Below are 18714 nucleotides of genomic sequence, written 5' to 3'. Positions count from 1 at the left end.
GACCTTGGTGTCGCGCTCGCGGATGATCCGGTTGAGGTGCGCGTAGAGGAGGTTGAGCCCGGGGGTGGTGCCCCAGTGGCCGAGCAGTCGCGGCTTGATGTGCTCGGGAAGCAGCGGTTCGCGCAGCAGCGGGTTGCCGAGCAGGTAGATCTGTCCGACGGAGAGGTAGTTCGCCGCGCGCCACCAGGCGTCGAGCTCCTCGAACTCGGATCGCGGTCGGATCGGGACGGCCTGCAGTTGGGTCATGCTCCCATCGTCGCGCCTTCTCGCGCGCGCGGTAGGGCCCATGGTCCCGGGTGTTGGAGTGGGCGCGGGTGGCCGCCGCGGCATCTGACCACGACGGAGCGGGTGCCGGGTTGACCGGTCTGGCGAGCGGGCGGGGTGGCGAGCGGTATGCCGGTGGCTCAGGACCGGTGGGTTGTGTCGTCGGTGTCCGTGGGGAGTGGTGGACCCCCTCCCGGGGGTTCAACGCTCCCCACCGAGCTGCGAGGGTGCCCGAGCCAGCCTCTCTGTGGATAACTTTGGTGCCGTAGAGCTACCCCTGATTACGTTTGCCTCATGCAGCCATCGCCTCATGGCGTTCACGGATCCAGCGGATATGCCGTCGTCGCCGACAGTCTCGTGCGGGCGGCATACGACATCGCGGCGACGGCAACCCTGGTCCGGCAGGGCACCATCGAGGTCTCCGATGACGCCGTCGATGTGGGGCACCCGGGGCTGGCGTCGACGTTGGCCGAGTTCACCAGCCGGTGGCAGACCGGGGCCGATGCGCTGATCAGGCGGCAACACGACATCGTGGACCGGCTGGGCCGGGTGGTGGAGAGCTACCTGGAGCAGGAGGCGCAGGCCATCAATGGGTTCAGCTGGGTCGCCGACCGGTCCGGGTTGTGAGGGACGCCTATGCGGATCTGCTGGTGGCGGTGCCGGTCGAGCAGCTGGTCCCGGGCGACCCGGTCGGGATCGACCAGCTCGCCCAGCGGATGCTCCGATGGTCGGACCTGTTCGCCGACGCCGCGCAGGCCCTCCGCCGGATCGACGTCGTCTGGACCGGGCCGGCCGCCGACGCGTTCCAGAGCGAGTTCCAGCTGCAGCCGGGCGCGTTCGCGTCGGCAGCGGCGGCGATGGACGACGCCGGCTACGCGCTGGGGTCCTACGGGATCGCGTTCCACTCCGCCCGCGAAGGCGCGGTGATCGCGCTCGAGACGTTCCAGCGGGGCCTCCGCGACGGGCTCGCCGCCCGCGCCGCCGCCAAGGTCCTGGCCGCCGCCGCCGGCGGGGTGCTGCCGACCACCAGCCTGCTCGACCTGCGCGACGAGCCCGCCGGGCTGCAGGACCGGCTGACCGGCGTCGAGAAGCTGACCGCCGTCCGCGAGGCAGTGCTCGAGGCAGGCGACCGCGCGACCACCGTCGTGCGCGTCGCGATGGCCCTTGCCCCGCGACAGGTCACCGCGCTCGAGCACGGCGCGAACTTCGCCGCCGGGATGTTGCCGTGGGTGTCCAACTCCGAGAAGACGGACTTCTACGTCGGCGGTGCTCGGGGGCTGCTCGACATGGGCAGCCAGGCGATGATGCCCGTCGTCGCCCCGCTGGTCATGAGCCCGGTCAACCGCGCCCTCGACGGGCTGGAGTGGCGCTGGAATATCAGCTCCGGCAGCGGCTTCCACCAGGCCGGCGCTCTCGTCATCCCCGCCCTCGCGACCGGCGGAGGCGGCGGCGTTGCCGTGGGCCTCGAAGCCCGGGCGCCACGGGCGATCGCCGATACCATCTTGCCGAAGGACGTCAACCCCGAGCCGGTTCTGCTCTATCGAGGAATGACATCGTCAGCGGATGGCTATCCCCTGACAGGGGCAACGGCAAAGACGCTCGGAGCCCGACCGAAGATTTGGGTCCCGGAGGAACAGGGGGATATTGTTATCGATCCGAATGGTGGAGTGTGGCCGGATACTGGAGGAATGTCGGCCAATACTGACCTGGCAAGTATCCCTCCCTACCGGCGACCCTTGGCATTTGGTGGCACCGGGAAAGACCTCAATATGTTCACTCTCGAACAAAGCGCTCTGCCGGAAGGCCTTATTTTTCACCCGGATCCTCACAAGGTGGGCCACGGCTTTGTCGAGCCAACCCGTCCCATGTCTTATGACGACATGCAGAGGCTCATCCATTCGACGCAATTCTCCTGGCGAAAGGTGTACCCCCCGGAATGAACACTCGAGATCGCAAGGACCGGATGTTTGAGGCGGTGGAGGGTCTGAACGGCTTCTCCTCCCTCAGAGACGTCATTGTCTCCTTCATCGAGGAAGGAGTGGATCCAGACATACTCATTCGAGACATGACCGACATCCTCGCACTGCTGACCGAACAACACGAAGAAATGATGATGGAGGTCATGGACCAGTTGGTCGGTCACTGCGCGGTGACCCAACGCATTCTCCCGAGGCCGGAGCCGGGCGACCCCGACTTCGGTATCCGGTGACCGTCGAGCCGCATTGGGGACTGTCGACCGGCACGAGTCCGGAATGAGCCATGACCACGTGGACGCTGAACGCGCTTCGCTGACGGCAGAACGGATGACCCCTCCTGGGGCACGCAGCCCTCGTACCCTGAGGAAGGTGACGCCCTCCCACTCCAGCCAGGCCCGGATCATCGCGTTGCGCCCGGTGATGCAGCAGCAACCGCAGACACCACCGTCGCGTATGCCGGTGAGGCCCGTCGAGCCTGTCCGGCCGACGCGCCGGGAACCGTTGTGGCGCAACATCATCGGTGACGTCCTGCGTCAGGAGCGCCTGCTACAGGAACGGACGCTCAAGGACGTCTCCGAGTCGGCACGCATCTCGATGCCCTACCTGTCCGAGATCGAGCGGGGGCGTAAGGAGGCCTCGTCGGAAGTCCTGGCCGCGGCGGCCGCAGCCCTGGGGATGCGGCTCGTCGACCTGCTCGAACGCGCCCAGTGGGCGCTGACCCGGGCCGCCGATTCCGACCCGTTCGCCGTGACCCGGGTGACCCAGGTGACGTCGGTCCTCGGGGTGAGCCCGCGGCATACCGGACTCTCGGGCTCGGTCAGCCTCGCCGCCTGACGCCAGCTCACCCCTCCGGGTTGAGGTGAAGGCGGTCGTAGGTCGGCTAGGTTTCCCTCGTCGCGCTCGAGCGACATCGGGTCCGTGGAGGGGCGATCTGGGATGCGCGTGCGACTACTAGTCGTCGTTGTTCTTGTGGTGGCGATGCTCGGCTCGGTGACCACGTCCGTCGCCCACGGCGTGACCTCGCCGGGCCCGACGCTGTCGAGGTTGCCGTGGACGGTGCCCGGCCCGGACAGCGTCGTCTACAGATCCGTGTCCTGCCCAACGGTTGACCGGTGCGTAGTCCTTGCCGACTCAACCCCCGCCTTCGGACCGACAATCCCCATCGCCGTGACGATCGCCCCGAACGGGACCTCGACGACGGCCCGACTGACCGTGCCGCCGCTGACGACGGCGGACCCCACCGGCGTCCGCCACGCCTACGCCACTGCCATCTCCTGTCCCACCACGAACTTCTGCGCCGCCATCGCCGACTCAGGCACCGAGAGCTACCGCAGCAGGCCCATCGCTGAAGTTCTTTCAGGCGGATCCTGGACCGCCCTCGAGCTCCCCCTGCCGGCCGGGGCGCCCCTGGCCACGTTGACCTCCATCTCCTGCCCGGCGGCCGGCGTCTGCGTCGCCGTCGGCAGCTACTACCCACCCACGTCGACTGGCGCCTCGGCAAATCTCGTGGAGACGCTGACCGGCGGGAGATGGAGCGCACGTCGAGTGCCCAACGCGGCCGTGGGCGACAACTCGCTGGCGGCGGTGTCGTGCGCCGCGGTGGGCTCCTGCGTCGCTGTGGGGACTGGCAGCCACGGTCCCTACGCTTTGCGGCTGGCGTCCGGGGACTGGACGCCGGGCGCGCTCCCTGCGCCCCCCTGACTATCTGTACGGATCCTTCACCGCCATCTCGTGCGCCGACGTCGAGGACTGCACCGCCGTCGGCAAGTTCACCGGTCACCACTCCGGAGGCGGCACGTTCGCCCTGCGCATCGCGGGGTCGGGCGCATCAACCACCATCTTGCCGTCGTCGCCGAATGGACCACCGTCGATCGTCGGCATCGACTGCGCCGACCCCTTGCACTGCGTGGCTGTCGGTCAGTCCTCCTACATTTCCGTCGCCGAGACCTTCGCCAACGGCACATGGGTGGCGTCGGCCCTGCCGAAGCCGGCCGCCGGTGTCGATCGAAATGAGCTTCTGGGCGTGTCCTGCGCAGCAACGACCAGGTGCGTGGCCGTGGGATCGATCGATGTGCGATACGGATCCGCGTATCAAGGCCTCGTCGAGACCATGGCCGGCGGACTGTGGGCCGCGGCCTCGAAACAACCCGCTGGGCCCGCATATGCGACGACCAATGGGATCAGCTGCCCAGACGACCAGCACTGCACTGCGATCGGGTCCAGTATCGACCGAAACAATGCGGCAGGTCTGATGACCGAGACCCGCGCCGCGGACACGTGGGCCTCCGCGTCCTTGACCCTCCCCAGTCCTGACTATCTCAGCCCCAGCGGCGTCACATGTCCCGCGCCCGGCTCATGCGTGGTCACCGGTCGCAACTACTCCACCAGGGGTTACTTCGCCGCCACCCAAGCCGGCACGACGTGGACGATCACGGCCCTTCCCCTGCCCACCGAAGTCGCCCAACAGTTCGACGTCTCCGCCCCGTCGTGTCCCGCCGTCGGGCGGTGTGTCGTCGTCCTCGCGTACTACGACAATGCATCGAACGAGATGCAGTCGGTCGCCGAGACCCTTGCCGGGGGCACCTGGACGACGACCACTCTTCCGGTGCCGCCCGACACCGACAGCGGCCACTTCGCCATACCCGCGGCGGTGTCCTGCGCGACCCCGACCTGGTGCGCTTACGTCGGGAGCTACAACAACAGCACCACGGGCGGCGCCCTCTACGGCGGAACGCTGGTCGACGGCTCCTGGACCGCCACCACCATCGACCCGTCCGACACCGTTGGGGGAGATCTCGCCAGCATCTCGTGTCCCACGATCGGCACGTGCACAGCCGTCGGAAGGAACTCGAGCAACGCCAGCAATGCCTGGAAACCCCTACAGGTCACGCTTTCCTCGGGGACGTGGAGCGGCGGATCGTTGCCGATCCCGCCGGAGGTGCAGAACGAGAGCCTGGCCGCGGTGTCCTGCCTCTCCGTCGACCGCTGTGTCGCCGTCGGCGTCCAGACCCTTGCCGAAGGAGGAACCCACGCGATCGTCGACACGTTGGGCGGCGGCAGCGGCTGGTCGTCGTTCGTCCTGGCCGATCCCGTCGGCGGGCAGCTGGGCGAGCTCCTCTCCATGTCGTGCCAGCCGGCGACGTGCTACGCCGTGGGCGATGCCCGCACAGCCGACGGCGGGCTCAAGCCCTTCTCCTCGGCGATCGCGGCCCCCGAGGTTGAGGTGAGAACGCGCTCTCTGCGACGCGTTCTCACCTCGATCGGCCAGAGCAGGAAGGGTCAGGCGCCCGGCATGATCCGCTTGCTCAGCACGAGGTCGGCGAGACCGTAGTCGACGGCCTCCTGCGCGGTGAAGACCTTGTCGCGGTCCATGTCGGCGCGGAGCGTCGCGACGTCGTGCGGGGTATGCCGCGCCAGCACCTCCTCGACCTGGGACCGGATCCGCAGCATCTCCTTGGCCTGCAGCGCGAGGTCGGAGACGGTCCCCTGCGACCCGCCGGCAGCGGGCTGTCCCAACAGGACTCGCGAGTGCTCGAGCAGGAAACGCCGGCCCGGGTCGCCCGCGGCCAGCAGCACTGCGGCCGTCGACGCCGCCTGCCCGACGCAGTAGGTCGCGATCGGCGGGGCGACGAACGACATCGTGTCGTAGATCGCCATCAGCGAGGTGAAGGAGCCGCCAGGAGAGTTGAGGTAGATCGCGACCTCCTGGTCTCGGCTCTCCGACTCGAGGTGGAACAGCTGCGCGATGACGACATTGGCGACCCCGTCGTCGATCTCCGTTCCCAGGAAGATGATTCTCCCGGCGAGCAGTCGGCTGTAGACGTCGTAGGCCCGCTCCCCCTGCGGCGTCCTCTCGATGACGGTGGGGATCGTGTACTGCGCCATCAGAGACCCATCCTCGGCTTGGTCGCCGACGGGCGGACGTCCTCGAGCGACTCGACCACCCGGTCGACCATCCCGTAGTCGACCGCCTCCTGCGCCGTGAACCACCGGTCGCGGTCGCTGTCGTGTTGGATCGTCTCCTCGGTCTGACCGGTGTGCTCGGCGATGAGCTGCTCCATCCGCAGCTTGGTGTGCTCGAGGTTCTCGGCCTGGATGGCGATGTCCGACGCGCTGCCCCCGATGCCCGCCGAGGGCTGGTGCATCATCACCCGCGCGTTCGGCAGGCAGTAGCGCTTACCCTTCGTCCCGGTGCACAGCAGGAACTGGCCCATGCTCGCGGCGAAGCCCATCGCCAGCGTCGCGACGTCGTTGGGGACCAGCCGCATCGTGTCGTAGATCGCCATCCCCGCATGCACCGATCCGCCGGGGCTGTTGATGTAGAGGCTGATGTCGGTGCGCGGGTCCTCCGCCGACAGCAGCAGCAGCTGCGCGCACACCCGGTTGGCCGACGTCTCGTCGACCTGGGTACCGAGCACGATGATCCGCTGGCGCAGCAGCTGTGACGACAGGTGGTCGTCGAACCGGTTGGCCGGGGTGTCCCCGTCCTCCATGTGCGGTCCGCGCACGGCATACGTCTCGAGGCTCGGCATGGTTGTCCCTCCCTTGGTTCGCAGGTCTCCCCGCAGCGGCCGTATGCCGCGTGCTCACCACCCTGCGCCCGGAACCGTTGTCGCAGTGCGGTTCTCTGCCGCCGGCAGATCTGCTCACCGCAGACGGGGACGTCGCACCGACGCCGCGGCGGACAACCCGACGACCTCCGTCAGAAGGCGACACACTTTCGGTTCTGTTGTTTTCATTGCCTATCCACTTACGCACCCTTACGCTGACGAAACATCACACGACGGGGCCGTCGTGCCGGTGCCCACGACGGACGAGGAGGTCTGGTGGCGTCACTCACGGAGTTCGACCGCGAGCAGGCCATCCTGCTCGAGCTCGACGAGAACGGGCGGGTCGAGGTCGGTGCGCTGTCCACCCGCTTCGGCGTCTCGACCGTGACGATCCGCAAGGACCTCGAGGGCCTGGAGCGCCGGTCGATGCTCCGTCGGATCCGCGGGGGTGCGCTCGTCGTCCCGCGTTCCGACGAGGGCGCGTTCGACTTCCGCCACCGTGTGGCTCCCAAGGCCAAGCGCGCGATCGCCCGACGGGCAGCGAGCCTGGTCCGTCCCGGCGACGTCATCGCCATGGACTCGTCCACCACCTGCTTCTACCTCGCCGAGGAGCTCGTCGACGTCCAGCCCCTCACCGTCATCACCAACGGGCTGCGGCACTCCGCCTTCCTGCTCGCCAACTCCCGCGCCATGGTCATCATGCCGGGCGGGGTCCTGCGGCGGGCGTCCGAGTCGATGGTCGGCTTCCTCAGCGACGTCCTCGTCGGACGCGGGCGCGTCGACAAGGGCTTCTTCGGACTCGTCGGTCTCAGCCTCGAGCGCGGCCTGCTCGACATCACCCCGGAGGAGGCGCACGCCAAGGCGGCACTGGTCGACGCCTGCCGCGAGGTCTATGCGCTCTTCGACTCCAGCAAGATCGAGCGCTTCGGCACCCACGCCTTCACCACCGCCGACCGGGTCACCCGGCTCATCTCCGACACCGGCGTCCCGAAGGAGGTGCACCGCCAGTGGACGAAGGCGGGCGTCACCTGGGACCTCGTCGACCCCGACGTCGCCGAACCGCGCTCTGCCCCAGCGCGACTCGCGCCGGTGCATCCGACCGTCCGGCGACGCGCATGACGGGCGCTGCTGGTGTCACCGGTGTCACCGTTGCTGCCGTCGACCTCGGCGCCGAGAGCGGGCGGGTCGCCGCCGTCGGATTCGACGGCACACGCCTCGACCTCCGGGTCGTCCACCGGTTCACCCACGCGCCGCACACGGTCGACGGGATCCTGCGATGGGACCTCGACGGTCTGTGGGGGGGCGTCCGACACGGCCTCGAGCAGCTCGCCACCGGCGACGCCGACATCGCCTCGATCGGCGCCGACGCCTGGGGCGTCGACTACGGCCTCCTGGACGCCGACGGACGGCTTCTCGACGACCCGACCTGCTACCGCGACGACCGGCAGCCGATCGCCGAGCGCGACGCCATCGCCCGCGTCGGGGCCGACCACATCTACTCCGCCACCGGCGTCCAGGTGATGCCCATCAACACCCTCTTCGCCCTCGCCTCCGACGCGCACGACCACCCGGAGCGACTCGAGCGCGCCGCGACCCTGGTGATGATGCCCGACGTCTTCCACCACCTGCTCTCCGGCTCCCGTGTCACCGAGTTCACGGCGGCATCGACCTCAGGGTGCTACGACATGGCCCACAACCGATGGGCAACAAGCCTGCTGGACGATCTCGGCCTCCCCACCCACATGCTGCCCGAGGTCGTCCCACCCGGGACGGAGGTCGGCGGCCTGCTCCCCGACCTCGCCGGACTCGGTGGTCGCCTTGCGGCGACCCGGGTCGTCATGCCCCCGGGCCACGACACCGCCAGCGCCGTCGTCGGCACACCGCTGCACGACCCCGGCAGCCTCTACATCTCCAGCGGCACCTGGTCGCTCGTCGGCATCGAGGTGCCGCGGCCGATCATCAGCGACGCCACCCGGGCAGCCAACATCACCAACGAAGGCGGGTATGCCGGCACAATCCGCCTGCTGCGCAACGTCACCGGCCTCTGGGTCCTGCAGGCATGCCGACGGTGGTGGGCGAAGCAGGGCTCCGAGGTGAGCTATCCCGAGCTCGTGGACCTCGCCACCGCCGTTCCCGGGCTGCGCTCCGTCATCAACCCCGACGCCCCGGAGTTCCTCGACGGCCGCCAGACCCCGGCCCGGGTGCAGGAGTACTGCGAACGCACGGGCGCCCCTGTCCCCCGGACGATCGGAGAGATCACCCGCTGCGTCCTCGACTCCCTCGCTCTGGCCTACCGCCACGTGGTCGAGGACCTCCACAACATCACCGGCGCCCGAGCCCCGAGCGTCAACATCGTCGGCGGCGGCTCCCGGAACGCGCTGCTCAGCCAGCTGACGGCCGATGCCGTCGGCGTCCCGGTCCACTGCGGACCGGTCGAGGCGACGGCCCTCGGCAACGCCGCGACCCAGCTCGTCGCCCTCGGCGAGCTCAGCGGTCTCGATGACATCCGTCGGGTCGTCGCCGCCACCGAGCCCCTCACCACCTACCTCCCCCGCGCCGACGACGGCTGGGACGCGGCATACGGGGACTTCACCCGCCTCGTCGCGCACGACCGCGAACGCCGCAGCCTCCAGGTCGAGTAGTTCCCTCATCTCCTGACGTACCAACCCGGTCGACAGGCACCACGTCCGGCACCAACCCGGACACACAACCCTCAGGAGCTTCAACGATGAACCTCAAGACCACGGGTAAGGCGACCACCGTCGTCGCACTCGCCGCGGCCCTGGCGCTGACCGGGTGCACGAAGAAGAACGACACCACCACGCCCGACGCCGGCGGCACCGCGTCCGGTGCCCCCGCCGGGGCGCCGAAGAAGATCGCCTTCGTGCCGAAGCTCCAGGGCATCCCCTACTTCGAGGCGATGAACACCGGCGGCCAGGCAGCCGCGAAGGCCCTCGGCATCCAGTGGCTCTACCAAGGTCCGACGACCGCCGACGCCGCGGCACAGGCCCAGATCGTCCGCTCCTACATCCAGCAGAAGGTCGACACGATCATCGTCGCCCCCAACGACCCCAACTCGATGGCGCCGGTCCTCCAGCAGGCCAAGGACGCCGGCATCAAGGTCCTCACCTCCGACACCGACGCCCCGACGTCGGTGCGGCAGGCGTTCGTCTCCCAGGCCTCGACCGACGGCATCGGCACCGGGCTCACCGACGCGCTCGCGAAGGCGATGGGCAGCAAGGGCACGTACGCCATCGTGTCCTGCGGCGAGACGGCGCAGAACCTCAACAGCTGGATCGCGGTGCAGAAGAAGGTCACGGCCGACAAGTACAAGGACATGACCATCGTCGACACGGTGTATGCCGGCGAGGACCAGGGCAAGGCCACCCAGATGGCGACCGACCTCATGAACGCCCACCCCGACCTCACCGGACTCGTCGGCGAGTGCACCTCGTCGGCACCCGGCGTCGCGCAGGCGGTCAAGGACGCCGGCAAGATCGGCAAGGTCTTCACCGTCGGCCTCGGCACCCCGAAGTCGATGGCTCCCTACCTGACCGACGGCTCGTCGTCGGCCTCGATCCTCTGGGACGTCCAGAACCTCGGCTACCTCACCGCGTGGGCCGGTCTCCAGGCCGCCGAGAACAAGGACCTCCAGGCCACGAACAACGTCAACGCCCAGATGTCGGCCGTCACCTACGACAGCGCGAGCAAGGTCCTGCTGCTCGGCCCGCCGCTCGTCATCACCAAGGACAACGTCAGCCAGTTCAATTACTGATCCGTCCCCCAAACCCCCCGCAACCAACCAGCCGAAGGAGGACCCGTGGTCGAGGCCCGGCTCGAGCTCCATGACATCTCCAAGCGGTACGGCGGCGTGCGCGCGATCCGGCACGCCGACCTCACCGTCGAGCCCGGCACCGTCCACGCGATCGTCGGGGAGAACGGCGCCGGCAAGTCGACGCTGATCAAGATCATCGCCGGAGCGGAGTCGGCCGACACCGGGACGATGGCCTTCGAGGGAGCGCCGATGCACCTCACCTCGACCCAGGACGCCCTCGGCTACGGCATCCAGACCGTCTATCAGGAGCCGCAGCTGTTCGCCGAGCTCACCGTCTCGGAGAACATCTTCGTCGGCCGCGAGATGGTGAAGGGCGGCCGGGTCGACTGGCCGGCGCAGCACGTCCGGGTGCTCGAGCTGCTCGACCTGCTCGGGCTCCCGGCGCGCTACGCCACCCGCGCCGTCGGAGACCTCTCCATCGCGGAGCAGCAGCAGGTCTCGATCGCCAAGGCGCTGGCCGGCAACGCCAAGGTGCTCATCCTCGACGAGCCCTCGGCCATCCTCACCGACTCCGAGATCGAGGTCCTCTTCGGCGTCGTGCGGCGGCTCACGGACTCCGGTGTCTCCGTCATCTACATCTCCCACCGCCTCGACGAGCTCTTCCGGATCTGCCACGAGGTCACCGTCATGCGCGACGGCGAGACCATCGGCACCTGGCTGATCGACGACCTCACGGTGCGCAAGGTCGTCGAGCTGATGGTCGGCGGCGCCATCGAGGACCACCCCGAGACCCGCACCACGTCGGACGCCGAGCCCCGCCTCGTGCTCGAACAGCTCGCCGCAGCGGGCCACTTCAGCGACGTCAGCGTCTCGGTCCGACCCGGGGAGATCGTCGGCCTCTACGGCCTCATCGGCTCGGGCGTCGCCGAGATCGCCGAGGTCGTCTACGGCATGCGCCACGCCACCGGTGGCCGGATCCTGTTGGAAGGCAAGCCGATCAACCCGCGCCACCCCCGCGACGCCCAGAAGCTGGGGATCGCCCTGCTCCCCGCCAACCGCAAGGCCCAGGGCATGTTCGCCTTCCAGCCGATCGCCTTCAACATCTCGGTGAGCCACTTACCACTGCTGTCGAAGGCGAAGATCTGGATGGACCGTCGCCGCGAGACGGCCGTCGCCCGGGACATGATCCAGCGGCTCTCGATCAAGACCCCGAGCGAGCAGCAGCCCATCTCCGCGATGTCGGGGGGCAACGCCCAGAAGGTCGTCCTCGCCCGTCAGCTCGTCGAGCGGCCGCAGGTCCTGGTCCTCGCCGAGCCCACCCAGGGCGTCGACGTGGGGGCCAAGGAGGAGATCCACCGCATCATCCGTGCCCTCGCCGCCGAAGGGACCGCCGTGCTCGTCGCCACCTCCGACCTCAGCGAGGCGCTGCGCATCTCCGACCGGCTGCACATCGTGCGCTCCGGGACGACGACGAGAGAGTTCGCGCCCGGCGCCAGTCAGGCCGACGTCCTGGCCGCGGCCGCCGGAGCCGACGAGGAGGTCCCGGCGTGAGCACCGACGTCTCCACGCCGTCGTCGGCCCCGACACCGGAGCCCGCGGAACCCTCGGCCACCAAGGTCGCCCGGCGCATCCTCCCCTCCCCGGTCACCGGCCAGGAGTGGGTCCTCGTCGCGATCGTCGTCGCCCTGTGGATCGTCCTGTCGATCGCCACACCGGCCTTCGGGAGCGCCAGCTCGTGGCAGCCGCTGCTCTCTTCCGTGGCACCGATCGCCCTGATGGGCGTCGGGATGACGATGATCATCATCACCGGCGGCATCGACGTCTCCGTCGGCGGCGCCCTCATGGTCGCCGGTGTGACGACCGCCAAGCTGCTCGTCGACCAGGGCGTCTCGCTGCCCGTGGCCGTCGTGGCCGCCGCCGTCCTCGGCCTCGTCCTCGGCCTCGTCAACGGCTTCCTCATCGCCTACGGCCGGGTGCACGCGATCATCATCACGTTCGGCACGGCGAACCTCTTCCAGTTCGTCGGTCGCCAGATCTTCGCCAGCCAGACCGTCAACGGCATCCCCGGCACCCTGGACTTCTTCGGCCGCGGTGAAGCGGGGCGCACGCTCGGGCTCCCCCACAGCTTCGTCCTCACCCTCCTCGTGGCCGTCGGCGCGTGGATCTGGTTGCGGCACAACCGCAGTGGTCGTCACCTCTACGCCATCGGTGGTGACCCGACGGCGGCTCGGCTGGCCGGCATACAGGTCCAGAGACTCACGCTCATGACGTATGCCGCGACCGGCCTCCTCGTCGGCATCGCCGCCGTCTTCACCGTCGCCTCCGGCACCTCGACGCTCGACCAGACGATCGGGAGCGGGCGCGAGCTCGCGGTCATCGCTGCGGTCGTCATCGGTGGGACGTCGATCACCGGTGGCCGCGGCTCGGTCCTCGGCACCGTGCTCGGCGCGCTGCTCGTGCAGATCGTCGCGTCCGGAGTCACCCAGCTCGGCTGGCCCAGCCAGCTCTCCGACTTCTTCGTCGGCGTCGCGATCGCGATCGCGGTCGGCGCCGACCTCATCCGCCAGCGAGCGAGGCAGCAGCGATGACTCCCGAGGCCGACATCACTCGGACCGCCACTCCCGCAGCCGGCGCCCCCACCCCCGAGCCCGCGCCGGACCGGACGCCGAGCGTCGTGCAGCGAGCCCTACGAGCGCTGCTCACCCAGCGGATCGTGCTCCTCGCCGCCCTGCTCGTGATCGTCGTCGTGTGGATGTCGGTGCTCGGCGCCGGCGGCTACCTCACCGGCGCCTACGACGCGGACTACCTCTCGGGCGCCCTGGTCGACGCGGTCCCGCTCTGCCTCCTGGCCCTGGGAGAGCTCATCGTCATCGTCTCCGGGCGCGGCGGCATCGACCTGTCGATCGGGTCGATCGTCTCGCTCACCGGCATGATCTTCGGCTTCGCCTATGGCCGGTGGGGGTGGAGCCTGTTCCTGTCGATCGTCCTCGCCGTCGTCGTCGGCGGCCTGCTCGGCGCCGTCAACGGGCTGATGGTCGCCTACCTCCGCTTCCCCGCCCTGATCGCCACCCTCGCGAGCTACTACGCCTACAAGTCGCTCGCCCTCGTCGTGACCAACGCGTCGCCCATCTCGGACCAGCGGGTCGGCGACCTCTACTCGATCACGCGGTCGGTGGAGATCCCCGTCGTCGGCAGCCAGCTCCCCAACGTGCCGCTCGGCATCTTCACGTTCCTGATCCCCACGGTGGTCGTCGTCTGGCTGCTGGCGGCCCGGACGACGTTCGGCCGGCGGCTCTTCGCCATCGGCACGAACGACGTCGCCGCCGAGTGGTCGGGGCTCGACGTCCGTCGCACGCGCTTCCTGGCCTACGTCCTCGCCGGGGTGATCGCCGGACTCGTCGCGGTCTACATCTCCGGCCAGTTCGCCTCGGCACGACCGGACGCCGGCACGAGCGGCAACGGCCTCGCCCTGCCCGCCATCACCGTCGCCGTGCTCGGCGGGGTCGCGATCACCGGCGGCATCGGCCGGGTGGCCGGCGTCGTCCTCGCCACCCTGCTCATCACCTGGCTCAACGCCGGCATCCTCCTCGCCTTCACCGGCAACGACGGGACGCAGTTCCAGCTCCTCGCGCTCGGTGTCGTCCTCATCTTCGCCGCCCTCCTCAACGGCCTGACGACCCGCCGCTTCGGTGGGAGTCGCTGATGACGACGACCTGGGACCCGGCCCTCGTCAGCCCCGAGCTCCTCGCGCTCACCCGGCTCCTCGGCGAGCCCCACCGTGACCTCGCCGTGCTCGCGGAGGGCAACACCTCCGAGCGGCTCGCGGACGGGCGGCTCGTCGTCAAGGCCTCCGGCGCCAACCTCTCGGCCGCTACGGCCGACGACTTCGTCATCGTCGACGTCGACGAGGTGATGGCCGTGGTCGACTCCCCCACGGCCACGCAGGACGACCTCACGGCCCTCCTGGTCGCGGGCGGCACCGAGCGGGCGGACGGTGGCGGCCCCCGTCGCGGCTCCATCGAGACCGTCGTCCACGCCGCCGTCCACGCCGCCGGACAGACACTCGGAACCCCTGCCGGCACGACCTTCATCGGGCACACGCACCCGACGTCGGTCGTCGGCATCCTCGCGAGCACCGTTGCGGCGCAGGCCTGGTCACAGCTCGTCTACTCCGACGAGGCCGTCGTCATCGGCCGTCCGCTCTTCGTCCCCTACGCCAGCCCGGGCATCGCCCTCGGCCGCGTGTATGCCGCGTCCCTGCGCGAGCACGTGGCCACGCACGGCGCCCTCCCGCAGCTCGTCCTGCTCGGCAACCACGGGATCGTCGCCATCGCGCCGACCGTGGACGGGGTCGAGGCGGTGTCGAGCATGGCGGTCAAGGGCGCCCGGGTCCGGACGATCGCCTACGCCGTCGGCGGGGTGGCGCCGCTCAGCGACCACGACGTCACCGCCTTCTTCGCCCGGGGCGACATCGGCGAGCGACGCGCCAACCTCGCCCGGGGGGTGTGACGGCGGTGCCCCTGCCCGAACGCATCGACGTCGTCTTCTGCGACGTCGGCGGCCCCATCTATTCCGACGACAACTTCACCCACGCGATCTGGCTCGCGCTCGATGAGATCCGCGCCGAGCAGGGTCGGCCACCGGTCGACCCTGCAGAATTCCGGACCCTCTACGACGAGATGCGGGAGGCCCAGTCGGGGGGCTTCCGGGCGACGGTGGCCCGTGAGCTGCTCGGCGACGTCGCACTGAAGCGGGAGCTGCACGCGCGGACGGTGCCGTGGTGGACGCACCCGGAGGGCACGGCATACGCCGATGCGCTGCCGATGTTCCGCGCGCTGCACCGCCACGTCGTGACAGGGGTCGTGGCCAACCAGGAGGCGGCGACCGTCGAGGCGCTGCGGCGCGACGGCTTCGGCGACGCCATCGACGTCTGGGGCATCTCCGCCCTCGTCGGTCACGAGAAGCCGAGCCGCGAGTTCTTCGCCTGGGCCCTGGAGCAGGCCGGCACGACAGCGCAACACGCGGTCCACATCGGCAACCGGCTCGACACCGACATCCGGCCCGCTCGCGCGCTGGGGCTCGGCACGATCTGGGTCACCCGTGGCGAGGCCCCGGACCACCCGACCCCCGAGCAGGTGGCCGAGGCCGACGTCACCGTCCCCGACCTCAGCTCGGTCGCCGCACTCGTGCTGGCGAGAGCGGGGGCACGCCGTGTCGGGTGACCTCGATGGGCGCGGGGAGGTCGTCCTCGGGATCGACCTCGCGACCGCCGGGGCACGGTGCGTGGCCCTCGACGCCGGGACGGGCAAGGTGCTCGCCTCGGTGTCTGCGCCCCTGTCGGCGCCGGTGCGCAGCGGTCGGGGGAACACCCAGGCCGCGACGTATGCCGCGGTCGCGCTGGACCTCGTCGCCCGGATCACGCGAGACCTCGGGGGCCGGTCCCACGGCGTCCGTGCCCTGTCCGTGTCGGGCACCTCGGGGACCGTGGTGCCGGTCGACGCGTGCGGGGTCCCGGTCGGTGACGCCCGGCTCTATGACGACCTGAGCGGCGCCGACATCGCTGTGCCACATGGACTTTCGTCTGGGTCCATGCTGGCCCGGATGACGATCCTCTCCGGAGTGGCCGGCGTCCGTCGGATGGTCCCCACCGTCGACGTCGTGGCCGCAGCCCTCGTCGGGGGCCCGGTCTCGACGGACAGCTCTCACGCCCTCAAGGCCGGCATCGACCCCGTCACCCTGCAGTGGCCGCACGACGCGATGGCCGCCCTCGGGCTGGCCGACGGCGTCGTATCACCGCTCGTCAGGCCCGGGACGATCCTGGGGACGCTCGCGCCAGTGGTGGCCACTCGCCTCGGGTTGCCCTCTGGCGTATGCGTGGTCGCAGGGATGACGGATGGTTGCACGGCCCAGCTCAGCACCGGCGCCATCCACCACGGCGACAGCATGGGCGTCCTCGGGACGACCCTGGTCCTCAAGGGCGTCGCCGACCACGACGTCCGCTCGACCGACGGAGCGGTCTACTCCCACCTCTCGCCGGGCGGTGACTACTGGCCGGGTGGCGCCTCCGACAGCGGCGCCGGCGTGATCACCGCCGCCTTCCCCGGGCTCGACGCGGACGGGCTCGCGGAGCTGGACCGGCGGGCCGCCGAGCGCGGTCCCGCCACCGTCGTGCGCTACCCGCTGACCCGGCCCGGTGAGCGGTTCCCGATCGCGGACCCCGACCTCCCGAGCCTGGCCTCCGGACAGCCCGCCGACGAGGTCGAGGCCTACCGCGTCATCCTCGAGGGCGTGGCCTTCGTCGAACGCCTCGGTCTCGAGACGCTGGCCGCCCTCGGGGCGCCGACCCGGCGGCATACGATCGCGGGCGGCGCCACCCGCAGCGCGGTGTGGAACACGTTGCGGGCCACGGTGATCGGCGGTTCCGGCTCGGGCGTACCGGTCGTCCGCCTCCCCTCGTCGGGCAGCGCCATCGGTGCCGCCGTCCTCGCGGCCCACGGCCTGGAGCTGACCCGCGACCCGTCTGCGGCCTTCACCACCACCGTCGACCGGCTCGTCGCCTCCGCCGTCGATGTCGCCCCCGACCTCGCCCAGAGCGCCCAGCTGGAGCAGTCCTACCGATGCTTCCGCGCCCTGCTGTCCGCCCACTCCACCACCCACCCGACCACGGCGGTCACCACCGCCGAAGGGAGCACCCACCACCATGCCTGACTCCACCACCGTCATCTCCGACGCCGCCACCGAGGCCGATCCCCTGCCCCAGGGGGTGCGTGACCTGCTCGCCCGCAGCAACCGGCTCGGGTCCGATCGGGCGGTGACGAACTACGGCGGGGGCAACACCTCGGTGAAGGTCACCGTGACGAGCCCGGCAACCGGGCAGCCGGTGCAGCTGCTCTACGTGAAGGGGTCCGGTGGCGACCTCGGCACCCTCAAGGCCGCGGGTCTCGCCGTCCTCGAACGCGACCGGCTCGTCGCCCTGGACCGGGTCTACCGGGGCGTCGAGCACGAGGACGAGATGGTCGGGCTGTTCTCGTTCTGCGGCCACGGCGCCGGCGGGGCCGCCCCCTCCATCGACACCCCCATGCACGGGCTCGTCGACGTCGACCACGTCGACCACCTTCACCCGGACTCGGTCATCGCCCTCGCCTGCGCCGCGGACGGCGAACGCCTCGTGCAGGAGATCTGGGGCGGGGCGGTCGCGTGGGTCCCGTGGCAGCGCCCCGGGTGGGAGCTCGGCCGCTCGATGGCCGAGCTGTCGTCCCGCGAGGGGGTCATCGGCGCCGTCCTCGGCGGGCACGGGCTGACCGCCTGGGGCACGACGAGCGAGGAGGTCGAGCAGCGGAGCCTACGGATCATCCACGAGGCAGCGGCATACCTCGAATCACACTCTGTCGCCGAGCCGTTCGGCGCTCCCGACCCCGCGCGGGCCGCCCTGGAGGTCACGGCCCGACGAGCGCGCGCTGCCGAGCTCTTCCCGCACCTGCGCGGTGTCGCCTCACGGGACAGCCGGGCCGTCGGGCACTTCACCGACAGCGCGGTCGTCCTCGACTTCCTGGCACGGGAGAAGACCCACGACCTCGTGCACCTGGGCACCAGCTGCCCCGACCACTTCCTGCGCACCAAGATCCGGCCGCTGCTGCTCGACACGGCGCCCGAGGCACCGCTCGAGGAGGTGCTCGCGCGGCTCGCCGTGCTCGAGGAGGAGTACCGCGCGGAGTATGCCGCCTACTACGAGCGTCACGCGACCTCCGACTCCCCCGCGATGCGCGGTGCGGCCCCGGCGATCGTCCTCGTGCCCGGGGTCGGGATGTTCTCGTTCGGCGCCGACAAGCAGACCGCTCGGGTCGCCGGTGAGTTCTACGTCAACGCCATCAACGTCATGCGCGGCGCCGAGGGCGTCTCCACCTATGCCCCGGTGGTCGAGGCCGAGAAGTTCACGGTCGAGTACTGGATCCTCGAGGAGCTCAAGCTCCGGCGCCGTCCCCAGCCCCGGGCGCACGCCGGCCGGGTCGCCCTCGTCACCGGCGGCGCCTCGGGCATCGGTCTGGCGACAGTGCACGCGCTCGCCGCGGAGGGTGCCCACCTCGTCATCGCCGACCTCGCCCTGGACTCGGCGGCCGCGGCCGCCGCGGAGCTCGGTGGGCCAGATCGA

19 protein-coding genes are annotated in these 18714 nt (G+C 70.2%); 16 read left to right on the top strand and 3 right to left on the bottom strand.

The genetic code is table 11. The features are described 5' to 3' along the window. Positions 1-246 (bottom strand): hypothetical protein (locus Q0R63_RS06820; RefSeq protein ID WP_295695620.1); only part of this gene is annotated, 246 nt, incomplete at its 3' end. Positions 247-558: 312 nt separating this feature from the next. On the opposite strand from Q0R63_RS06820, the gene Q0R63_RS06815 reads away from it, so the two are divergent. From Q0R63_RS06815 to Q0R63_RS06790, 6 genes are all read left to right on the top strand, one after another. Then, positions 559-891 (top strand): hypothetical protein, encoded by a 333-nt coding sequence (locus Q0R63_RS06815; RefSeq protein ID WP_295695618.1) that lies wholly within the window; start codon positions 559-561, stop codon positions 889-891. Then, positions 888-2204, top strand: coding sequence for a putative T7SS-secreted protein (locus Q0R63_RS06810; protein ID WP_295695616.1), 1317 nt, complete (start codon positions 888-890; stop codon positions 2202-2204). Before Q0R63_RS06815 ends, Q0R63_RS06810 begins: the two co-directional genes overlap by 4 nt. Beyond that, positions 2201-2473 (top strand): hypothetical protein, encoded by a 273-nt coding sequence (locus tag Q0R63_RS06805; protein WP_295695614.1) that lies wholly within the window; start codon positions 2201-2203, stop codon positions 2471-2473. The genes Q0R63_RS06810 and Q0R63_RS06805 overlap by 4 nt, the downstream gene beginning before the upstream one ends. A 136-nt stretch (positions 2474-2609) precedes the next feature. Next, complete coding sequence (locus tag Q0R63_RS24525) at positions 2610-3074, top strand: helix-turn-helix transcriptional regulator (RefSeq protein ID WP_366521081.1); 465 nt, start codon at positions 2610-2612, stop codon at positions 3072-3074. Between the two features lie 333 nt (positions 3075-3407). Beyond that, positions 3408-3941 (top strand): hypothetical protein, encoded by a 534-nt coding sequence (locus Q0R63_RS06795; protein WP_295695612.1) that lies wholly within the window; start codon positions 3408-3410, stop codon positions 3939-3941. A gap of 550 nt (positions 3942-4491) precedes the next feature. Next, the gene (locus Q0R63_RS06790) at positions 4492-5571 is read left to right on the top strand and encodes a hypothetical protein (protein WP_295695609.1); all 1080 of its coding nucleotides are present in this window, start codon (positions 4492-4494) and stop codon (positions 5569-5571) included. Here Q0R63_RS06790 and Q0R63_RS06785 read toward each other — a convergent pair. Together Q0R63_RS06785 and Q0R63_RS06780 are read right to left on the bottom strand one after the other, a co-directional pair. Beyond that, positions 5520-6125 carry an ATP-dependent Clp protease proteolytic subunit gene (locus Q0R63_RS06785; RefSeq protein ID WP_295695607.1) on the bottom strand — a complete coding sequence of 202 codons (606 nt, stop codon included), beginning with the start codon at positions 6123-6125 and terminating at the stop codon, positions 5520-5522. The genes Q0R63_RS06790 and Q0R63_RS06785 overlap by 52 nt on opposite strands. Further along, complete coding sequence (locus tag Q0R63_RS06780) at positions 6125-6733, bottom strand: ATP-dependent Clp protease proteolytic subunit (RefSeq protein WP_295695622.1); 609 nt, start codon at positions 6731-6733, stop codon at positions 6125-6127. The genes Q0R63_RS06785 and Q0R63_RS06780 overlap by 1 nt, the downstream gene beginning before the upstream one ends. A 333-nt stretch (positions 6734-7066) precedes the next feature. On the opposite strand from Q0R63_RS06780, the gene Q0R63_RS06775 reads away from it, so the two are divergent. From Q0R63_RS06775 to rhaD, 10 genes are all read left to right on the top strand, one after another. Beyond that, positions 7067-7909, top strand: a complete 843-nt coding sequence (locus Q0R63_RS06775) for a DeoR/GlpR family DNA-binding transcription regulator (RefSeq protein WP_295695605.1) — start codon at positions 7067-7069, stop codon at positions 7907-7909. Then, positions 7906-9432 (top strand): rhamnulokinase family protein, encoded by a 1527-nt coding sequence (locus Q0R63_RS06770; protein ID WP_295695603.1) that lies wholly within the window; start codon positions 7906-7908, stop codon positions 9430-9432. The genes Q0R63_RS06775 and Q0R63_RS06770 overlap by 4 nt, the downstream gene beginning before the upstream one ends. Before the next feature lie 86 nt (positions 9433-9518). Continuing rightward, entirely contained in the window at positions 9519-10565 is a 1047-nt protein-coding gene (locus Q0R63_RS06765; RefSeq protein ID WP_295695601.1) for an autoinducer 2 ABC transporter substrate-binding protein, read from the top strand. Between the two features lie 45 nt (positions 10566-10610). Further along, on the top strand, positions 10611-12116 hold the full coding sequence (locus Q0R63_RS06760) for a sugar ABC transporter ATP-binding protein (protein ID WP_295695599.1): 1506 nt from the start codon (positions 10611-10613) through the stop codon (positions 12114-12116). Beyond that, a complete protein-coding gene (locus tag Q0R63_RS06755; RefSeq protein WP_295695596.1) occupies positions 12113-13153 on the top strand; it encodes an ABC transporter permease in 1041 nt (346 codons plus the stop codon). The genes Q0R63_RS06760 and Q0R63_RS06755 overlap by 4 nt, the downstream gene beginning before the upstream one ends. Beyond that, positions 13150-14268: an ABC transporter permease gene (locus tag Q0R63_RS06750; RefSeq protein ID WP_295695594.1), complete on the top strand. Its 1119-nt coding sequence runs from the start codon at positions 13150-13152 to the stop codon at positions 14266-14268. Before Q0R63_RS06755 ends, Q0R63_RS06750 begins: the two co-directional genes overlap by 4 nt. Further along, entirely contained in the window at positions 14268-15074 is an 807-nt protein-coding gene (locus Q0R63_RS06745; RefSeq protein WP_295695592.1) for a class II aldolase/adducin family protein, read from the top strand. The genes Q0R63_RS06750 and Q0R63_RS06745 overlap by 1 nt, the downstream gene beginning before the upstream one ends. A gap of 5 nt (positions 15075-15079) precedes the next feature. Then, positions 15080-15787, top strand: a complete 708-nt coding sequence (locus Q0R63_RS06740; RefSeq protein WP_295695589.1) for an HAD family hydrolase — start codon at positions 15080-15082, stop codon at positions 15785-15787. Then, complete coding sequence (locus Q0R63_RS06735) at positions 15777-17273, top strand: FGGY-family carbohydrate kinase (protein ID WP_295695587.1); 1497 nt, start codon at positions 15777-15779, stop codon at positions 17271-17273. The genes Q0R63_RS06740 and Q0R63_RS06735 overlap by 11 nt, the downstream gene beginning before the upstream one ends. Continuing rightward, positions 17266-18714: bifunctional rhamnulose-1-phosphate aldolase/short-chain dehydrogenase (rhaD, locus tag Q0R63_RS06730; RefSeq protein WP_295695584.1), on the top strand; the 1449-nt coding region annotated here is incomplete at its 3' end. The genes Q0R63_RS06735 and rhaD, both read left to right, overlap by 8 nt.

Origin of the sequence: Lapillicoccus sp. (assembly GCF_025353065.1) — a bacterium.
Classification (GTDB): Bacteria; Actinomycetota; Actinomycetes; order Actinomycetales; family Dermatophilaceae; genus Lapillicoccus.
Note: the sequence above shows the minus strand (reverse complement) of the source record. Positions and strands in the feature narration are given on the sequence as shown.

Coding starts and splice junctions, on each gene's coding strand:
- Q0R63_RS06815 (WP_295695618.1), top strand. CDS start 559: ATGCAGCCATCGCCTCATGGCGTTCACGGATCCAGCGGATATGCCGTC.
- Q0R63_RS06805 (WP_295695614.1), top strand. CDS start 2,201: ATGAACACTCGAGATCGCAAGGACCGGATGTTTGAGGCGGTGGAGGGT.
- Q0R63_RS06790 (WP_295695609.1), top strand. CDS start 4,492: ATGACCGAGACCCGCGCCGCGGACACGTGGGCCTCCGCGTCCTTGACC.
- Q0R63_RS06785 (WP_295695607.1), bottom strand. CDS start 6,125: ATGGCGCAGTACACGATCCCCACCGTCATCGAGAGGACGCCGCAGGGG.
- Q0R63_RS06780 (WP_295695622.1), bottom strand. CDS start 6,733: ATGGAGGACGGGGACACCCCGGCCAACCGGTTCGACGACCACCTGTCG.
- Q0R63_RS06770 (WP_295695603.1), top strand. CDS start 7,906: ATGACGGGCGCTGCTGGTGTCACCGGTGTCACCGTTGCTGCCGTCGAC.
- Q0R63_RS06765 (WP_295695601.1), top strand. CDS start 9,519: ATGAACCTCAAGACCACGGGTAAGGCGACCACCGTCGTCGCACTCGCC.
- Q0R63_RS06750 (WP_295695594.1), top strand. CDS start 13,150: ATGACTCCCGAGGCCGACATCACTCGGACCGCCACTCCCGCAGCCGGC.
- Q0R63_RS06745 (WP_295695592.1), top strand. CDS start 14,268: ATGACGACGACCTGGGACCCGGCCCTCGTCAGCCCCGAGCTCCTCGCG.